The organism is Collinsella ihumii, from assembly GCF_900046475.1.
GTDB lineage: Bacteria > Actinomycetota > Coriobacteriia > Coriobacteriales > Coriobacteriaceae > Collinsella > Collinsella ihumii.
Map to the genome: position 1 here is coordinate 251,283 of NZ_FCOU01000009.1, position 16,863 is coordinate 268,145.

At 66.1% G+C, this 16,863-nt stretch carries 10 protein-coding genes; 6 read left to right on the plus strand and 4 right to left on the minus strand.

Annotated features, from left to right (window positions below):
- Positions 1-14: 14 nt before the first annotated feature.
- The 6 genes from BN3789_RS07815 (at position 15) to BN3789_RS07840 (ending at position 11,198) form a co-directional block, all read left to right on the plus strand.
- Positions 15-2,444: a glycogen/starch/alpha-glucan phosphorylase gene (locus BN3789_RS07815; protein WP_066832463.1), complete on the plus strand. Its 2,430-nt coding sequence runs from the start codon at positions 15-17 to the stop codon at positions 2,442-2,444.
- 115 nt (positions 2,445-2,559) lie between these two features.
- Positions 2,560-3,705, plus strand: coding sequence for a glucose-1-phosphate adenylyltransferase (locus tag BN3789_RS07820; protein ID WP_066832466.1), 1,146 nt, complete (start codon positions 2,560-2,562; stop codon positions 3,703-3,705).
- Positions 3,706-3,709: 4 nt separating this feature from the next.
- Positions 3,710-4,816, plus strand: coding sequence for a glucose-1-phosphate adenylyltransferase subunit GlgD (gene glgD / locus BN3789_RS07825; protein WP_066832469.1), 1,107 nt, complete (start codon positions 3,710-3,712; stop codon positions 4,814-4,816).
- 136 nt (positions 4,817-4,952) lie between these two features.
- Entirely contained in the window at positions 4,953-7,205 is a 2,253-nt protein-coding gene (glgA, locus tag BN3789_RS07830) for a glycogen synthase GlgA (protein ID WP_066832472.1), read from the plus strand.
- A 296-nt stretch (positions 7,206-7,501) separates the two neighbouring features.
- Positions 7,502-10,819, plus strand: a complete 3,318-nt coding sequence (locus BN3789_RS07835; protein ID WP_066832475.1) for a 4-alpha-glucanotransferase — start codon at positions 7,502-7,504, stop codon at positions 10,817-10,819.
- Positions 10,820-10,934: 115 nt separating this feature from the next.
- On the plus strand, positions 10,935-11,198 hold the full coding sequence (locus BN3789_RS07840) for an FmdB family zinc ribbon protein (RefSeq protein ID WP_066832478.1): 264 nt from the start codon (positions 10,935-10,937) through the stop codon (positions 11,196-11,198).
- Positions 11,199-11,289: 91 nt separating this feature from the next.
- On the opposite strand, the gene BN3789_RS07845 is transcribed toward BN3789_RS07840, so the two are convergent.
- From BN3789_RS07845 to priA, 4 genes are all read right to left on the minus strand, one after another.
- The gene (locus BN3789_RS07845; protein ID WP_066832481.1) at positions 11,290-12,696 is read right to left on the minus strand and encodes an RsmB/NOP family class I SAM-dependent RNA methyltransferase; all 1,407 of its coding nucleotides are present in this window, start codon (positions 12,694-12,696) and stop codon (positions 11,290-11,292) included.
- Entirely contained in the window at positions 12,678-13,604 is a 927-nt protein-coding gene (gene fmt, locus BN3789_RS07850) for a methionyl-tRNA formyltransferase (RefSeq protein WP_066832635.1), read from the minus strand. The genes BN3789_RS07845 and fmt overlap by 19 nt, the downstream gene beginning before the upstream one ends.
- A 49-nt stretch (positions 13,605-13,653) precedes the next feature.
- Positions 13,654-14,190 (minus strand): peptide deformylase, encoded by a 537-nt coding sequence (gene def, locus BN3789_RS07855; protein WP_066832484.1) that lies wholly within the window; start codon positions 14,188-14,190, stop codon positions 13,654-13,656.
- A gap of 169 nt (positions 14,191-14,359) precedes the next feature.
- On the minus strand, positions 14,360-16,744 hold the full coding sequence (gene priA, locus BN3789_RS07860) for a replication restart helicase PriA (RefSeq protein WP_066832487.1): 2,385 nt from the start codon (positions 16,742-16,744) through the stop codon (positions 14,360-14,362).
- Between the last annotated feature and the right edge of the window lie 119 nt (positions 16,745-16,863).

Here is a 16,863-nt window from a genome sequence, read left to right on the forward strand (position 1 = left end):
AGGGAGTTATCCGCATGCCAAAGATTTTTGCAACTGCCGATGAGTTCAAGCGCGATTACCGCACGATGCTTATGGCAGAGGTCGGCAAGGACATCGACGACGCCAAGAACGCGGAGCGCTATCGCGCGCTCGCCAAGCTGATCGCCTCGCGCGCGAACCGTCAGTTCGCAGAATCCGATTCCGAGAACGGCAGGAGCGACAAGAAGAAGGTCTACTACTTCTCCCTTGAGTTCCTCATGGGCCCGCTGCTCGACAACTACCTGCTCAACTACGGTGTTCGCGACATCGTCGAGCAGGGCCTGGCCGAGATGGGCATCAAGCTCGACGATCTGCTCGCCGAGGAGGGCGACCCCGGTCTGGGCAACGGCGGCCTGGGCCGCCTCGCCGCGTGCTTCCTCGACTCCATGGCCGCAGAGGGCATCCTCGGCTTCGGCAACGGCATGCGCTACCGCTACGGCCTGTTCAAGCAGGAGATCCGCGACGGACGCCAGGTCGAGGTGACCGACAACTGGCTCGCCAAGGGCTATCCCTGGGAGACGCGCCACCCCGAGAGCCGCGTGCACGTCCGCTTCGGCGGCGACGTCGTGCGCCACGGCAACGAAGACGGCACCTTCAGCTTCAGCGTCGAGGGCGGCGACCTCATCGAGGCCATCCCCTACGACGTGCCCATCATCGGCTACGACGGCAAGACCGTGAACCGCCTGCGCCTGTGGAGCGCCGAGCCCGCGAGCGCCGACTTCGACCTGGACGCGTTCAACGCCGGCGACTACGCCAAGGCCAACAAGTTCCGCACGGACGCCGAGGCCATCTCCGAGATCCTGTACCCCAACGACGCTGGCGAGCACGGCCGTATCCTGCGCCTCAAGCAGGAGTACCTGTTCGTCGCCGCGGGCATCGCCTCCATCCTGCGCACCTTCAAGAACGACTACGGCACCTCCTCCTGGGACCGCTTCCCCGACCTGGTCGCCATCCACACCAACGACACGCATCCCGCCATGTGCGGCGCCGAGCTCATGCGCCTGCTCATGGACGAGGAGGGCCTCGACTGGGATACCGCGTGGGACATCGTGACGAGGTCCGTCTCCTACACCAACCACACGGTCCTGCCCGAGGCGCTCGAGAAGTGGCCCATCGACACGTTCCGCCGCCTGCTGCCGCGCGTCTACATGATCATCGACGAGATCAACCGCCGCTTCATGGAGAGCTTCCCGCGCGATGTCGACAACTGGCAGGACAAGCTGCGCAACACCGCCATCCTGTGGGACGGCCAGGTGCGCATGGCGAACCTCTCGGTCATCTGCTCCCACTCCGTCAACGGCGTGGCCCAGCTGCACACCGAGATCCTGAAGCGCGACACGCTCCACGACTTCTACGAGCTCACCCCCGAGAAGTTCAACAACAAGACCAACGGCATCTCGCCCCGTCGCTTCCTGGGCAACGCCAACCCCTCGCTGTCCCGCCTCATCACGAGCAAGATCGGTGACGGCTGGCTGAAGGACGCCTCCGAGCTCAAGCGCCTCGAGTCCTACATCGACGACAACGAGTTTTTGGATGCCCTCACCGCGAGCAAGCGCGAGAACAAGGTCCGCCTGGCCGAGTACGTCAAGAAGACCTGCGGCGTCGAGCTCGACGTCGACTCGATCTTCGACGTCCAGGTCAAGCGCTTCCACGCCTACAAGCGCCAGCTGCTGAACATCTTCAAGGTCATGCACATCTACAACCGCATGCTGGCCGACCCCTCCTACAAGCCGCACAAGACCTCGTTCATCTTCTCCGGCAAGGCGGCGAGCGCCTACACGTTCGCCAAGGAGGTCATCCGCCTCATCAACTCGGTCGCCGACGTCATCAACAACGACGAGCGCGTGAACGAGTACATCAAGGTCGCGTTCATCCCCAACTTCGCGGTCTCCAACGCCCAGCTCATCTACCCCGCCACCGAGATCTCCGAGCAGATCTCCACGGCCGGCAAGGAGGCGTCGGGCACCTCGAACATGAAGCTCATGATGAACGGCGCGATCACCCTCGGCACCCTCGACGGCGCCAACATCGAGATCGCCGAGCTGGCCGGCCTTGAGAACGAGAAGATCTTCGGCCTGAAGGAAAGCGAGGTCGAGGCGCTGCGCCACGGCAACTACTTCGCGTGGGACGTCTACAACGCGGACCGCGACGGCGTGGGCCGCTGCGTCGACGAGCTGGTCGACGGCACGTTCGCCCGCCTGTCGGGCAACTTCGAGTCCATCCAGGCCGAGCTCATGAACAACAACGACTACGACTTCGTGCTCGCCGACTTCGCCTCCTATGTCCAGGCGTGGGAGGAGCTCACCGAGGTCTATGACGACCAGCGCACGTGGCAGCGCATGGCGCTCATGAATATCGCCAACTCCGGCCACTTCTCGTCCGACCGCACCATCCGCGAGTACCGCGACGAGATCTGGAAGGCGTAAGGCGCACGGTTTTTTGGCCTTTACGGCGCGCTGCCCGTATGCCCGATGGACGGCGCGCCGCATTGTTACACCCAAGGCAAAGGTATTGCACGGCACAGCAATGAAGGAGAATTCGATGAGTAGAAAAGAATGCATCGCTATGCTCCTCGCAGGAGGACAGGGCAGCAGATTGGGGGCGCTCACATCTAAGATCGCCAAACCGGCAGTCTCATTCGGAGGCAAGTACAGGATCATCGACTTTACGCTGTCGAACTGCGCCAACTCCGGCATCGACACGGTGGGCGTTCTGACGCAGTACCGCCCGTATCGCCTTCACGCCTATCTGGGCTCCGGCTCCGCTTGGGACCTGGACGAGCGCGGCGGCGGCGTGTCCATCCTCCCGCCGTACGCCACGCAGGACGGCGGCGCCTGGTACAACGGCACGGCTGACGCGGTCACCCAGAACCTCGATTACATCAAGGCCCATGACCCCGAGTACGTGCTGATCCTGTCCGGCGACGCGCTGTACCGCATGGACTACCGCGAGATGCTCGACAACCACATCAAGCACAACGCCGACCTCACCATCGCCGTCATGCCCGTGCCCTGGGAGGATGCGAGCCGCTTCGGCATCCTCACCACCGACGATGACGACCGCATCACCAAGTTCACCGAGAAGCCCGAGAAGCCCGACTCGAACCTCGCGTCCATGGGCATCTACATCTTCACGGCCGACTTCCTGATCAAGGCGCTCGAGGACGACGCGCTCGACCAGCGCTCCAGCCACGACTTCGGCGGCGACATCATCCCGAAGGCCCTCGCCGACGGCAAGAACCTGTACGTCCACAAGTTCCATGGGTACTGGAAGGACGTCGGCACCATCGCCAGCTACCACGAGACGAGCATGGGCCTGCTCGGGCCGAACCCCGAGTTCGACATCTACGAGAAGTCCGCGCCCATCATGAGCAACGACACCACCCGTCCCCCGCACTACATCGGCCCGAACGGCCGCGTTGACGACTGTCTGGTCTCCAACGGCTGCGAGGTCTTCGGCACCGCCAAGCACTCCATCCTCTCCACCGACTGCGTGGTCGAGGAGCGCGCCATCGTCGAGGACTCCGTCCTGCTGCCCGGCGCCATCGTCAAGAGCGGCGCCCACGTGGTCCGCGCCATCCTGGGCGAGAACGCCGTCGTCGAGGAGGGCGTGAAGCTCGGAAGCGTCGACACCCAGAAGGACACCGCTGTCGTCGGAAACGACGTCGTTATCGGGAAGGGGGAATGAGCCGATGATCAACAACAAGGCCATCGGTTACATCACTGCCAACTACACCGCGCTCAAGCAGGAGACGCTCCTGCAGAGCCGTCCCATCGCCTCGGTCCCGGTCATGGGCCGCTACCGCCTGATCGACTTCCCGCTGTCCAACATGGCGAACGCGGGCATCAAGACCGTCGGCCTGGTCATGCCGGGCAACTACCGCTCCATCATCGACCATGTCGGCCACGGCAAGGACTGGGGTCTCGATCGCAAGCGCGGCGGCCTCTTCCCGCTGCCCGGCAACCCCTACGGCACCACCAAGGCCGGCATGCGCTTCCTGCTGCGCGACATCATCTCCAACAAGACGCTGTTCCAGCGCGCCAAGGAGCCCTATGTCGTGCTGATGGGCTCGAACATCATCTTCAACATGGACCTCAACGCCATCATCGATGCCCATGAGGCGAGCGGCGTGGGCATCACCATGGTCTACGTCAAGGCCGAGCGCGACCACGAGGACGCCTGCTCCCTCGTTATCGGCGACGCCGGCCGCGTCATCGAGGTCCGCGAGGGCTGCAAGTACGGTGACAACAAGTTCGTCGACTGCTTCATCATCAACCGCGACCTCCTGCTGCAGATCATCGATCGCTACGCCAGCGCCGACTACCTCGACATCTTCGAGGCCATCGCCGCCGACTTCGCGCGCATCGACGTGTGCAGCTACGAGTTCAAGGGCCTTGCAGTGGGCATGTTCGACGAGGTCACCTACTACCAGCGCAGCATGGAGATGCTCGACCCCGTCATCAACAAGCAGCTGTTCCGCAAGGATCGCCCGATCCTCACCAAGGCCCATGACGCCGCCCCGGCCAAGTACGCCGCCGGCTCCATCGCATGCAACTCCCGCATCTCCGCGGGCTGCGAGATCATGGGTACGGTCCGCAACTCCATCCTGTCGCGCGGCGTCGTCGTCGAGTCCGGCGCGAACGTCGTCAACAGCATCATCATGCAGGGCGTCATCATCAAGAGCGGCGCACGCGTGGAGAACGCCATCATCGACAAGAACAATGTCGTGCCGGCGAACACCGAGCTGCGCGGCACCCCTGATGCGATTCTGTCCGTCGGCAAGGCCCCCGTCGTGTAACGAACCCGTTGCCACGGCCACAAATTGACCCCTACGCCCCAACGTGACGGGGCAAAGCGGTATCATTGAATTCGCCGTCTGGCCGCTTGGTCGGGCGGCGATTTGCCAACGGACTATATGCTTACAGGAGATTCCCATGGCTAACCAAAAGCTTCATATCGTGTTCGCGTCTGCCGAGGCTGCGCCGTTCGTGAAGACCGGCGGACTCGGTGATGTCGCGGGCTCGCTGCCCGCAGCCCTCGCCGCTGCCGGCGCCGAGGTCATCGTCATGGTGCCCAAATACGCCACCATCGCTGACGAGTACAAAAACCAAATGGAGCACGTGACGCAGTTCTACGTGCCCCTCGGCTGGCGCAACGAGTACTGCGGCCTCGAGCGCCTGGTGTACGACGGTGTCACCTACATGTTCCTCGACAACGAGCACTACTTCAGCCGCAGCTACCCCTACGGGTTCTTCGACGACGGCGAGCGCTTCGCGTTTTTCTCCAAGGCCGTCTGCGAGAGCCTGCAGTACCTCCCCGACTTCCAGACCGACGTGCTGCACTGCAACGACTGGCACACCGCCCTGGCGCCCGTGTTCCTGCGCGAGTTCTATATGGCGAGCCCGCTGTACCGTAACGTCAAGACGGTCTTCTCCATCCACAACATCGCGTTCCAGGGCCAGTTCACCGACATGCTGCTCGGCGATATCCTCGGCCTGTCGCACATCGAGCCCGCCGTCCGCCAGCTGCGCTGCGACGCGCGCTCGATCAACTACATGCAGGGCGCGCTGAACTACTCCGACGCCATCACGACCGTCTCCCCCACCTATTCGTGGGAGATTCGCACCCCTGAGTTCGGCGAGGCCCTCGACGGCATCCTGCGCCGTCGCGAGAACGTCCTGTCCGGCATCCTGAACGGCCTGGACGTCAACCGCAACGACCCTGCGACCGACAACCGCATCCACGCCAACTACACCCGCGAGGACCGTTCCGGCAAGGCGGCCTGCAAGGCCGCGCTGCAGGAGGAGCTCGGCCTCGAGGTTCGCGACGACCGCCCGCTCATGGTCATGGTCACGCGCCTGACCCGCCAGAAGGGCATGGACCTCGTCACCTACTCGCTCGACCGCATCCTGTCCGGCGGCGTGCAGGTCGCCGTGCTCGGCACCGGAGATGCCGAGTACGAGGAGGCGCTGCGCTACTTCGAGCGCACGTATCCGGGCACGATGGCCGCGCGCATCGAGTTCGATCCGTTCCTGTCCCAGCGCATGTACTCCGGCGCCGACATGTTCCTCATGCCGTCGCTGTTCGAGCCCTGCGGCCTGTCCCAGATGATCGCCATGCGCTACGGCACCCTGCCGATCGTGCGCGAGACCGGCGGCCTCAAGGACACGGTCATCCCCTACAACATGTTCACCGGCGAGGGCACGGGCTTCACGTTCACGCACTTCAACGGCGACGAGATGGGCGATGCCGTCTTCCGCGCGGCCCGCACGTTCTGGGACGACAAGGACGCCTGGAACCACCTGGTCGACAACGCCATGTCCGCCGACTTCAGCTGGAAGCGCTCCGCCGAGCAGTACATGGACCTCTACTACGGCCTGCACCCCGAGATCGAGCGCTACGTCCCTTTTGTGGCTGAGCCCGAGCCGCAGGAGAGCGCCCCTGCGACCGAGCCCGTCGAGGACAAGCCCGAGGAGGCCCCTGCTGCCCCCGAGCCCGCAACGGAGACCGCCCCTGCCGCTCCGGTCGCTGAGACCGAGACGGCTGCAGAGGCTCCCGCAGCCGCCCCCGCAGCCGAGCCCGAGCCGAAGGCCGCCGAGCCCGCTGAGCCCGCAGAAGACGCCGCGCCCAAGGCCGCAGAAGAGGTGAAGCCCGCCGCCAAGAAGCCGGCGGCCAAGAAGACGACGACCGCCAGGAAGACCACGACCAAGACGACGACCGCGAAGACGACGGTTTCCAAGACCGCGGCTTCCAAGACGACCAAGGCTGCCGCCGCCAAGACGGCCGACGAGGCGCCTGCTGCCGAGACCAAGACCACGACGGCGAAGAAGACCGCTGCCGCCAAGACCACGGCTAGCAAGACGACGGCGACCAAGACGACGGCCGCCAAGAAGACCACGTCTGCCAAGACTGCCGTCTCCACGAAGACCGACGAGGCGCCTGCGACCGAGGCGAAGACCACGACGACGGCGAAGAAGACGACCGCTGCCAAGACGACGAAGACCGCCTCGACCGCCGCGAAGACCACGGCGACGAAGGCCGCGGCCAAGACGACGGCCGCCAAGACCGCCAAGGCCGATGCTGCCAAGGCCGATCAGCCCGCCTCCGCCGAGCCGGCGGCCGAGAAGCCCGCACCAAAGGCCAAGACGGTCTCTGCCGCCCGCAAGACCTCGCGCACGAAGCGCTAGGCTTTGCCCCATCGACCGCTTTCTTCGGGGAGATCCGCACCGGGTCTCCCCTCTTTTTTGGATGCAAATCGGGGGACGTACCTGTTTCTTGCATATATGCAAGAAACAGGTACGTCCCCCGATTTGCATTCGTCGCGGGTTGGTATTGGCCCCCTCGACCAAATTCGTAAAGAGAGCCGTTTCCTGACATGAGCTTGTCATCCATACGATAAACTTATTGCTTGGCGTTTTCGCCTGACGCTTATTCATCACCCCCGTGGGCATCTCCGCGCGGGTTGTTTCCAAGGATGTACCATATGAGACTTCGGCATAACAGTAGACTTCCGCAATTCCGCTCCCCCTTCGGAGCGGTGACCGCCGGCACCGAGGTTACGCTGGCGCTCGAAGTCTACAAGGAAGACGCCGCCGGCATCGAGTGCACCCTTCGCACGTGGATCGACGGCGTGGGCGAGCAGCTCTACCCCATGACATCCGATGAGGGCGGCATGTACTCCGTGTCCGTGACCTGGGATGAGCCGAACATCGTCTGGTACAGCTTCATCGTCCGCACCCACGATGGCTTCGAGCAGCGCGTTGGCGCACCGGAGGGGCACGTCGGAGGCGAAGGCGTCACCTATTTCGACCGCTTCGACGTCCCGTCGTTCCAGATCACCGTCTACAAGCACCGCGCGACGCGTCCTTCCTGGTACGAGCGCGGCATCGTCTACCAGATCTTCCCGGACCGCTACGCGCGCGACGAGCACTGGAGGCGGCGCGCCCTGGAGCGCCTCGCCCATCCGCGGCGCGGTAGCGGACAGCACATCGTCGAGGACTGGGACACGCCGCCCGCCTACGACCGCGACGACGCCGGCTTCATCACGAGCTGGGATTTCTACGGAGGCTCCCTGCGCGGCATCGAGGAGCACCTTCCGCACCTGGCGGAGATGGGCGTCACCTCAATCTACCTCAACCCCATCTTCGAGGCGGCGAGTAACCACCGCTACGACACCGCCGACTACATGAAGATCGACCCGCTTCTGGGCACCGAAGAGGATTTCCGCCGCCTGTGCGTCACCGCGCGCCAGCTCGGCATCAGCATCATCCTCGACGGCGTGTTCAACCACACGGGCAGCGACTCGGTCTATTTCAACGCCTTCGGCAACTACCCCGAGCCTGGCGCCTGGTCGCGCGACCCCGAGTCCGAGTGGGCCGACGCCTTCCGCATCAACGACGACGGCTCGTATGACTGCTGGTGGGGCGTGGGCAACATGCCCGCGGTGAACCAGCAGTCCGAAGCGATCCGTCGCCTCATCCTGGGGCCCAACGGCGTCATCCGCTACTGGCTGCGCGCCGGCGCCCACGGCTGGCGCCTGGACGTCGCCGACGAGCTTTCCGACGAGTTCTTGGCCGACATCAAGGCTGCCGCCCTGCGCGAGAAGCCCGACGCGCTCGTGCTCGGCGAGGTCTGGGAGGACGCCTCGAACAAGATCGCCTACAGCAAGCTCCGCCGCTACCTTCTGGGCGACGAGCTCGACTCCGCCATGAACTACCCCTTCCGCGACCTGGTGCTCGGCCTGCTGACCGGCGAAGACGGCGGCTACACCGCGCGCGATGCCGCGGAGGCCATCGAGGCGCTGCGGGAGAACTACCCGCCCGAGGCGCTCGCCTGCTGCCTCAACCTGCTGGGAAGCCATGACCGGCCCCGTCTCATCTCGGTGCTCGGCGGCCTGCCGAACATCGACGAGGTGCCCGAGCGCGAGCGCGGCAGCTGGAGGCTGTCCGACGACAAGCTTGGCCTGGCCAAGGGGCGCTATTGGCTGGCGACGCTCATCCAGATGACGTTTCTGGGCGTCCCCTCCCTGTACTACGGCGACGAGGCGGGCGTGCAGGGCCTCACCGATCCGGGCAACCGCGCCACCTATCCGTGGGGCCACGAGGACCGCGATTTCTTCACCATGGTCCAGAACGCCTCCGCGCTGCGCCGCACCCTGCCGCTCTTCGTCACCGGGTCCATCGAGGCCAAGGCGCTCAACGACGACGTGCTCTCCTACACGCGCCGTTCCGAGAGCGGCGAGTGCGCCACCGTCATCGTGAACCGCAGCCTCGGCTCCATGCACACGGTTACCATCCCCTATGAGGGCGAGCGCGCCATCGACGTCATCAGCGGTGCCGACCTGACGAAAAACGAGCAGGGCGAAGCCGAGCTCAGCCTGTGGCCGCTCGGCAGCGCCGTCGTGTACTTCCACGACGAGCAGAGGCTCCAAAAACCGCTCGACCGCGGCTGGGGCGTGGTCTGCCACATCACCTCGGTCCCCGGCATGAAGCCGGGCGGGCGCGGCACCCTCGGCGCCCCCGCAAAGCGCTTCGTCGACCACCTGGTGGCCATGGGCGCCCGCTACTGGCAAGTGCTTCCCGTGAACCCCACCGATGCCTACGGCTCCCCGTATGCGGGCCCGTCGGCCTTCGCCGGCAACATGGACCTGCTTGAGGAGACGCCCGAGCAGCTCGAGGACGCCTTCGAGGAGTTCCAGGCCGCAGGCGGCGACCAGACACCGGAATACAAGCAGTTCCTCTCCCGCAACGAGGTATGGCTCGATCCGTACTGCGCCTTCATGGCCATCAAGGACGCCTCGCGCGGTGCCAGCCGCCATCGCTGGCCGCGCGCCTACCGCAGCTACGACGTCCGCATCCTCGACGACGCGCGCTTCATCGATCGCGGCGCCTTCCATGCGTTCGTCCAGTTCCGCTTCGAGACCGAGTGGAACGAGCTGCGCGCCTACGCCAACGCGCACGGCATCGAGATCATCGGCGACATCCCCATGTACGTCTCGGACGACTCCGCCGACGCATGGAGCGAGCCGGACATGTTCACGCTCGGATACAACGGCAAGCCGACGGAGATCGCGGGCACCCCGCCCGATCGGTTCTCTGAGACCGGCCAGGTGTGGGGCAATCCCACCTACCGCTGGAAGACCATGCGCGAAGACGGCTATACCTGGTGGATCGAGCGCCTTCGCCGCTCGTTTGCGCTCTACGACCGCGTCCGCCTCGACCACTTCCTGGGCTTCCAGGCCTACTTCAGCATCCCCGCAGGCAAAGACGGCAGCGCCGGCCGCTGGCTTGCCGGCCCCGGCATCGATCTGTTCCGCCGCGCCGAGCAGGAGTTCGGACCGCTGCCCCTGATCGCCGAGGACCTGGGCTACCTCACCCCCGCCGTCCGTGCGCTCACCGCCTCCTGCGGGTTCCCGGGCATGGACGTCCTTGAGTTCGAGGACTACGATGTCCGCGAGGGCGTGAAGCCCGCGCGCGAGAAGATCGTCTACACCTCGACCCACGACACCTCGACGCTCGTCGGCTGGACCAGCGCCCGCTGGGCCGCCGAGGCGGACGAGGAGGAGCAGCAGGAGCTCGCATGCAGCATCATGCGCAGCGCGTTCGAGAGCGAATCCGATCTCGTGATGATGCCGCTGCAGGACGTCTTACTGCTTGGCGACGATGCGCGCATGAACGTTCCCGGAACGACCGAGAACAACTGGAGCTGGCAGGCCGATGAAGACGGCATCGTCGAGGCCATCGAGCGCATTCGCGCGCTCGCCGACGAGACGGGCCGTTCTAATTCGGTGGAAGGTGCCTGATTCGCGAGCGCGAAACGTTGCAATCCGCCCGCATTTGGGTAGAGTAAACAAGGTTCACAGCACTCCCCGCCGTCCTTTGGGTGGCGGGGCTTTCATGAAACGACGAGGGGAAGTTATGGCACGTTACGATTACCGCTGCACGGGCTGCGGCTCCGTATTCGAAGTCGAGCACGGCATGACCGAGCATCCCGCTATCACCTGCCCGGACTGCGGCAAGCCGGCCGAGAAGGTCTTCAGCGCAAGCGGCATCGAGTTCAAGGGCTCGGGTTTCTACAACACCGATCAGCGCGGAGGCTCATCGAGCACGCCGGCGACGTCCGGCAGCAGCGCGTCCACCGAGAGCTGCGGCTGCGACAACTGCCCGCACAAGGAGAAATAAGAGCCAAAAGCATCCGCGTAACACCGGTATTTTAGGGACAGTCCCCTGAATTTCACTGCAGTGAAATTCAGGGGACTGTCCCTAAAAAACGCTAGGTGCGGACGAGGCGCGCGCAGAAGTGCCCATCGTAGGCCTGGGGCGCCGGCACGCTCTGGAAGAAACCGCGCTCGGATTCCCATCGCCTGATGAGGGCCGCCGCGCCCTGAAAACCTTCTTCATGGAAGATCGCCGCATCGGATACGGGCCTCACGCAAAACCGGCTTCCCTCGGGGCCCGCGAGAAACGCATCGATTACCGCGTCGTTTTCCGCCTCAAGCACCGAACAGGTGGCGTAGATGAGCTCACCGTCGGGCTGTACGCGGCAGGAAGCCTGGCGAAGGAGTTCGAGCTGCAGCTCGGGAAGATCCTGCAGGGCCTCCCGTGCGCTCAGCCTCCAGGGAATCTCGGGATGGCGGCGCATGGTCCCCGTGCCCGAGCAGGGCGCATCCACGAATACCGTGTCGAACAGGACGCGCTCGGATGCCCTGCCGTCGATTGCCGCAAGGGTCCCATCGAGGTCGCGGGCGTCTCCCGCGACCGTCTCTATCCGCTCCATGGCGGCGAGTTCAAGCCGCTCGCGATTCAGCGTGCACTTGCGCTCGTGCAAGTCGAGCGCGACGTGGTCGCGCGCATATCCGGCGCGCGCGGCCTGTGCGGCCATCATGAAGGTCTTGGTCCCTCGCCCGGCGCCGATCTCAAGACAGGTTCCGGGCCTCGTGGCCGCCGTCGCCACCAGCTGCGCGTTCAGGTCCGACACGACCGCATCGGCGGCATCCAGGATGCCGGATGCCACAAGGCGGGGGCCGTCGACACCGGCAAGCGCGCCGGGAAGACCGCACGGGTCGCCGCCGATCGCGGGCGTCATGCGCACGCGCGGATTCATCTGCACGGCAAGGGGCGCGGCCATAAGCTGCGCATGCGCGAGCTGCGAGGCGTCCTCGGTGCCGAGCGACCGGACAAGGGCCTCGCCCAGCCACAACGGCAGCCCCGCGCGGCGAGCCATCGAAACCAGCGGACGGCGATCCGCATCCACCCCGTCAGCCGCCAGATATCCGGCCGCAGCGTCGGCCACGCGCCGAAGTACCGCGTTCGCCAAGCCCGCGGCACTTTTCGCCTGCGAGCGCACGAGCTCGACACCCTGGCTTACCGCGACCTCGGCAGCGGTTCCGAGATAGACGAGCTCGAACGCCGCTATGCGCAGCGCCGTGCGGACGCGCGCGGAAACCTTCTGGGGCCGTGCGAGGTATGCGTCCAGAAGCTCATCGAGCGCCCCGGTCGTCGCGGTGACGCCGAGCGCGAGCCGCATGGCGAATCCGCGATCGCGTGCATCGAGCTTGCGCGCACGGGGCATGCCGTCGAGCACCTCGCGCACATAGGCGCCGGCGCGCTCGGATTCGACAAGCGCGGCGAGCGCGACCGATCGGGCGGGAGCGAGCCTGCTCACGAGAGCGTCTCCCACGCGCCCTGCTTGCCCTGCAGTCCCGCGGCCCACGCCTGGGCGTCCATCGCGCGCTTGCCGTCGGGCTTGACCGACAGGATCTCCAGGGCTCCGTCGGAGCAGCCGACAAAGACGCGCTTCGACGCGACGGCGAAGGACCCCGCCTCGACGCGGGGCGCATCGGGACGCCCGTCGGCGGCCATCAGCACGCGGACGGGCTTGCCGGCGACGACGCACCGCGCGGGCGCCGCATCGGATGAGGCGAGCACGCGCCGCAGATTATCCGTCACCGAGTCGGCGGCATCCAGGCGCATCTCGCTCTTCTCGATCTTCGCGGCATGCGTGACCAGGGATTCGTCCTGCTCGGTCCACACGGCGGTGCCGTCGGCCAGGGCGGGCAGCGTGTCCACCAGAAGATCTCCCCCGAGCTCGGCAAGCTCGGCGGTCAGCTCGTCGGCCGTCTTGCCGGCCACCGTGCACGACGCCTGCGCGCAGAAGGCACCCGTGTCGACGCCGTGGCCGATGCGCATGATGGAGACGCCGGTCTCATCGTCGCCCGCGAGGATGCAGCGCTGGATGGGCGCGGCTCCGCGCCAGCGGGGCAGCAGCGACGCGTGCACGTTCACGCAGCCCAGCGGCGCCATCGTCAGGACCTCGTCGGGCAGGATGCAGCCGTAGGCGGCGACGCAGAACACGTCAGCGTTCGCCCCGCGCAGGGCATCGAGCACTTCATCGGTCATGCGCTTCGCCTCGAGAAACGGCAAACCGAGCTGGAGCGCGCAGGACTTGACCGGTGACGGCTCGAGCCGCTTGCCACGGCTGCGCACCGCGTCGGGGCGCGTCAGCACCAGCACCACCTCATGGGCTGCAGCGAGTTTTTTCAAAGCCGGCACCGCAAACGACGGTGTTCCCATAAAGACGACGCGCATGCGCTCTCCCTTCGTCATCACTCAAACCTCGACCGGACGCGGTGCCAGCCTACTCCGTCTGACCGGGCTTGGCCCCGCGGGCAAGCGCCTCCTGATAGTCGTGCATCGCGCTCATGCGCTCGGAGGGGGCAAGGCGCTCGAACATCGTCACGCCGTGCAGGTGGTCGATCTCGTGCTGCAGGCAGACGCACATCAGGTCACCCGACGCCTCGTAGCGCAGCAGGTCGCCGTTCAGGTCGTAGGCCTCGACCACGATGCGGTCGGGACGCTTGATCTCGACGTTGATGCCGGGGATGGACAGGCAGCCCTCCTTGGACGGCACCAGCGTGTCGGACTGCTCGACGATGCGCGGGTTGATCAGAACATACGGGTCGTAATCCCTTTCGGAGGTGTACTCCGTGTCGATGACGACGAGCTGGATGAGCTCGCCCACCTGCGGCGCGGCCAGGCCGCATCCGCCGTTGTCGAACATCTGCCGCTTCATCTGCTCGGCGAGGCGCTCGATGTTCGCATCGATTTCCTCGATCTCAGCGCATTCCTGACGAAGACGCGGATCGGGAGACACGACGATGCCGTTGATATCCATGGTTCAAAAACCCTTCTCGTTGCCATGATGTTCTCTTAAACCGTGCTCTATCTTACCCGTTGACGGCGCCCATTCTCATGAAAGCGCACATCTTATCCGCCTGAACGGAGGCGCGCATGGGCCGCTCGGCACATGCGCGCGCCGCCGGGCGCGAACGCATGGCGGGCGGCTACATCATGTCGTACGCGTCGACATCGACGCTGACGTTGATGCCCGGCTTGGCGCCCACCTCGGATAGCGCGGAGGAGATCGCCGACGAGGCGTCGAGGCCCACCGGCGACTTGATGATGAAATGGAAGCGGAAGTTGTCCTTCGCGCGCTCGATCACGCAGCTCGTGGGGCCCATGAGAAGCGGTGACATCCCAGATGACGGCATCTGGGGCAGCATCTCGAGATTGCGCGCCGTGATGCGCGCAAGCTCGGACGCATAGGAGCGTGCTGCCGCCTCGTTGCGACCCCAGACCAGCACGTTCGTCAGCCTGACGTAGGGCGGGTAGAGCGCCTCGCGCCGCTGCCGGGAGTCGTGCTCCACGAACAGCGCGCGGTCGTGCTTCGCCACCGCCTGGATGACGGGGTCGTTCGGCAGATAGGTCTGGATGATCACGCGCCCGGGGTTGTCGCCGCGCCCGGCGCGCCCCGCGACCTGCTCGAGCAGATCGTAGGCGCGTTCCTGGGCCCGGAAGTCCGGCATCTTGAGCGCGTAGTCGGCGATCACCACCCCCACGAGCGTGACCTCCGGAAAGTCCAGACCCTTGGCGATCATCTGCGTACCGAGCAGCACCGCGCACTCCGCAGCGTCGAACTCCTCGAGCAGCTGCTTGTGCGCGTCTTTGCCCCGCGTGGAGTCCGCATCCATGCGGATGACCTTGACGTCGTCGGGCAACAGCGCCACCAGGGCGTCCTCGACCTGCTGGGTCCCCATGCCCATCTTGGCGAGATAGCGGCTGCCGCACTTGGGGCACGCGCTCCCGGCGGCGGGATACGGACGCACATGGTAGACCGAGCCGCAGGTATGGCATTCCAGCGTATGGGTCCGCTCATGGTAGGTGAGCGCGGTCGAGCAGTGCTTGCACGTGGGCACGCACCCGCAGTCGCGGCACATCAGAAACGGGGCGAAGCCGCGCCGGTTGTGCAGCAGCACGGCCTTCTCGCGGCGTTCGGCGACGTCGAGCAGGGCCTCGCGCAGAGGGCGCGAGAACACGGAGCGCCCGCCGCCCGAAAACTCGCGGCGCAGGTCGGCGACGATGATATCGGGCAGCTTGGCGCTGCCGGGCCTTTCGGGCATCTCGACGCGCGTCCAGCGCTGACCGAGATGGGAGCCCTGCCGGCAGCGGGCGAGAGCCTCGGCGGAAGGCGTCGCCGAGCCGAGCACAAGCGGAAACCCCCCGAGGCGCGCCATCTGGGCGGCGACCTCGCGCGCATGGTACCGCGGGCTCGAGCCCTGCTTGTAGGACTGCTCGTGCTCCTCGTCGATCACGATGAGGCCGAGATCGCGAAGCGGGCAGAACAGCGCGGAGCGGGCGCCGACGACCACGCGCGCGACCCCGGATCGCACCATATCCCACTGGTCGAGGCGCTCGCCTGCGGACAGGCGGGAATGGAAGACGGCGACCGCCTGTCCGAAACGCGAGCGGAAGCGGCCGACGGTCTGCGCGGTCAGCGAAATCTCGGGCACGAGCACGCACGCGGTGCGGCCCCGGGAAAGCACGCGCTCGATCGCAGACAGGTAGACCTCGGTCTTGCCCGAACCCGTGACGCCGTCGATCAGCACCACGTCGCCGCAGCCGTCCTGCGCGGCCGCGTCGATTGCGGAAAGCGCGGCCTGCTGGCCCTTCGTGAGCTGCCGGGGCGCCGTGCCCTTGGCGGAGGAAAGGGTCGTCGCGTCGTCGATGCCGCGCCACGCCCGCCGCTCGTCGACACGGACCACGCCCTTCTTGGCAAGCGACCGGATGGCGGCGGACAGGTCGGTGTAGAGCAGGTTGAGCTCGCGCGTGGTGACCGGTCCGCACGCGAGGGCCTCTATGAGCTGGCGCTGGCGCGTGGCGGTCTTCGGCGGAACGTAATCTTGCCCTTCGGGCGTCAACGACACGACGCGCTCGTGCGCCTCGGGCACCGCGGGGCGCTCGAGGGCATACGATCCGTCATCCCGCCTGCGCAGGCGCGGCGTTCCCCCGGGCGGGAGGAACAGCCTAAGGCATTCGGACAGCGGCGCCACGTATTCGCGGCTCATCCAAAACGAGATCTCCGCAAACAGGTCGGAGCAGGTGGGGCCCGCGAGCACGGCGGAGATCGGCTTGATCTTGCGCGGATCGAGCCCGCGCCGAGCACGGCCTGTGCGCGAAGGGTCCTCGGACGCGCGACGAGAAAGCGCGTCCGGCGTGCCGGCGAGGGCGAGCACGTAGCCGAGAGCCGGTCGATGGTTGAAATCGACGAGCACCGTGCACCCGGGCACCGCGTCGTCGACGAGGTCTGACGGCACCGCATAGGTGAAGGGATCCGACAGGGCGCGCGAGGGGATGTCGAGAGCCACCAGCACATATGCCGCGGCGTTCATGCGGCCAGACCCCGCCGCGTCCCCGCGCGACGCAGCGCCCGGCCCCGCGTCGAGAGACGGTTCGGGGCCGGGCGTATTCGGTTCAGACAACAGCGAGAGCTGCTCCGCCATGGCGAAGG

What these genes read in the sequence shown, in the direction of transcription:
- BN3789_RS07815 (WP_066832463.1), top strand. Translation starts at nt 15, where the DNA reads ATGCCAAAGATTTTTGCAACTGCCGATGAGTTCAAGCGCGATTACCGC.
- glgA (WP_066832472.1), top strand. Translation starts at nt 4,953, where the DNA reads ATGGCTAACCAAAAGCTTCATATCGTGTTCGCGTCTGCCGAGGCTGCG.
- BN3789_RS07820 (WP_066832466.1), top strand. Translation starts at nt 2,560, where the DNA reads ATGAGTAGAAAAGAATGCATCGCTATGCTCCTCGCAGGAGGACAGGGC.
- def (WP_066832484.1), bottom strand. Translation starts at nt 14,190, where the DNA reads ATGGATATCAACGGCATCGTCGTGTCTCCCGATCCGCGTCTTCGTCAG.
- BN3789_RS07835 (WP_066832475.1), top strand. Translation starts at nt 7,502, where the DNA reads ATGAGACTTCGGCATAACAGTAGACTTCCGCAATTCCGCTCCCCCTTC.
- priA (WP_066832487.1), bottom strand. Translation starts at nt 16,744, where the DNA reads ATGAACGCCGCGGCATATGTGCTGGTGGCTCTCGACATCCCCTCGCGC.
- BN3789_RS07840 (WP_066832478.1), top strand. Translation starts at nt 10,935, where the DNA reads ATGGCACGTTACGATTACCGCTGCACGGGCTGCGGCTCCGTATTCGAA.
- fmt (WP_066832635.1), bottom strand. Translation starts at nt 13,604, where the DNA reads ATGCGCGTCGTCTTTATGGGAACACCGTCGTTTGCGGTGCCGGCTTTG.
- glgD (WP_066832469.1), top strand. Translation starts at nt 3,710, where the DNA reads ATGATCAACAACAAGGCCATCGGTTACATCACTGCCAACTACACCGCG.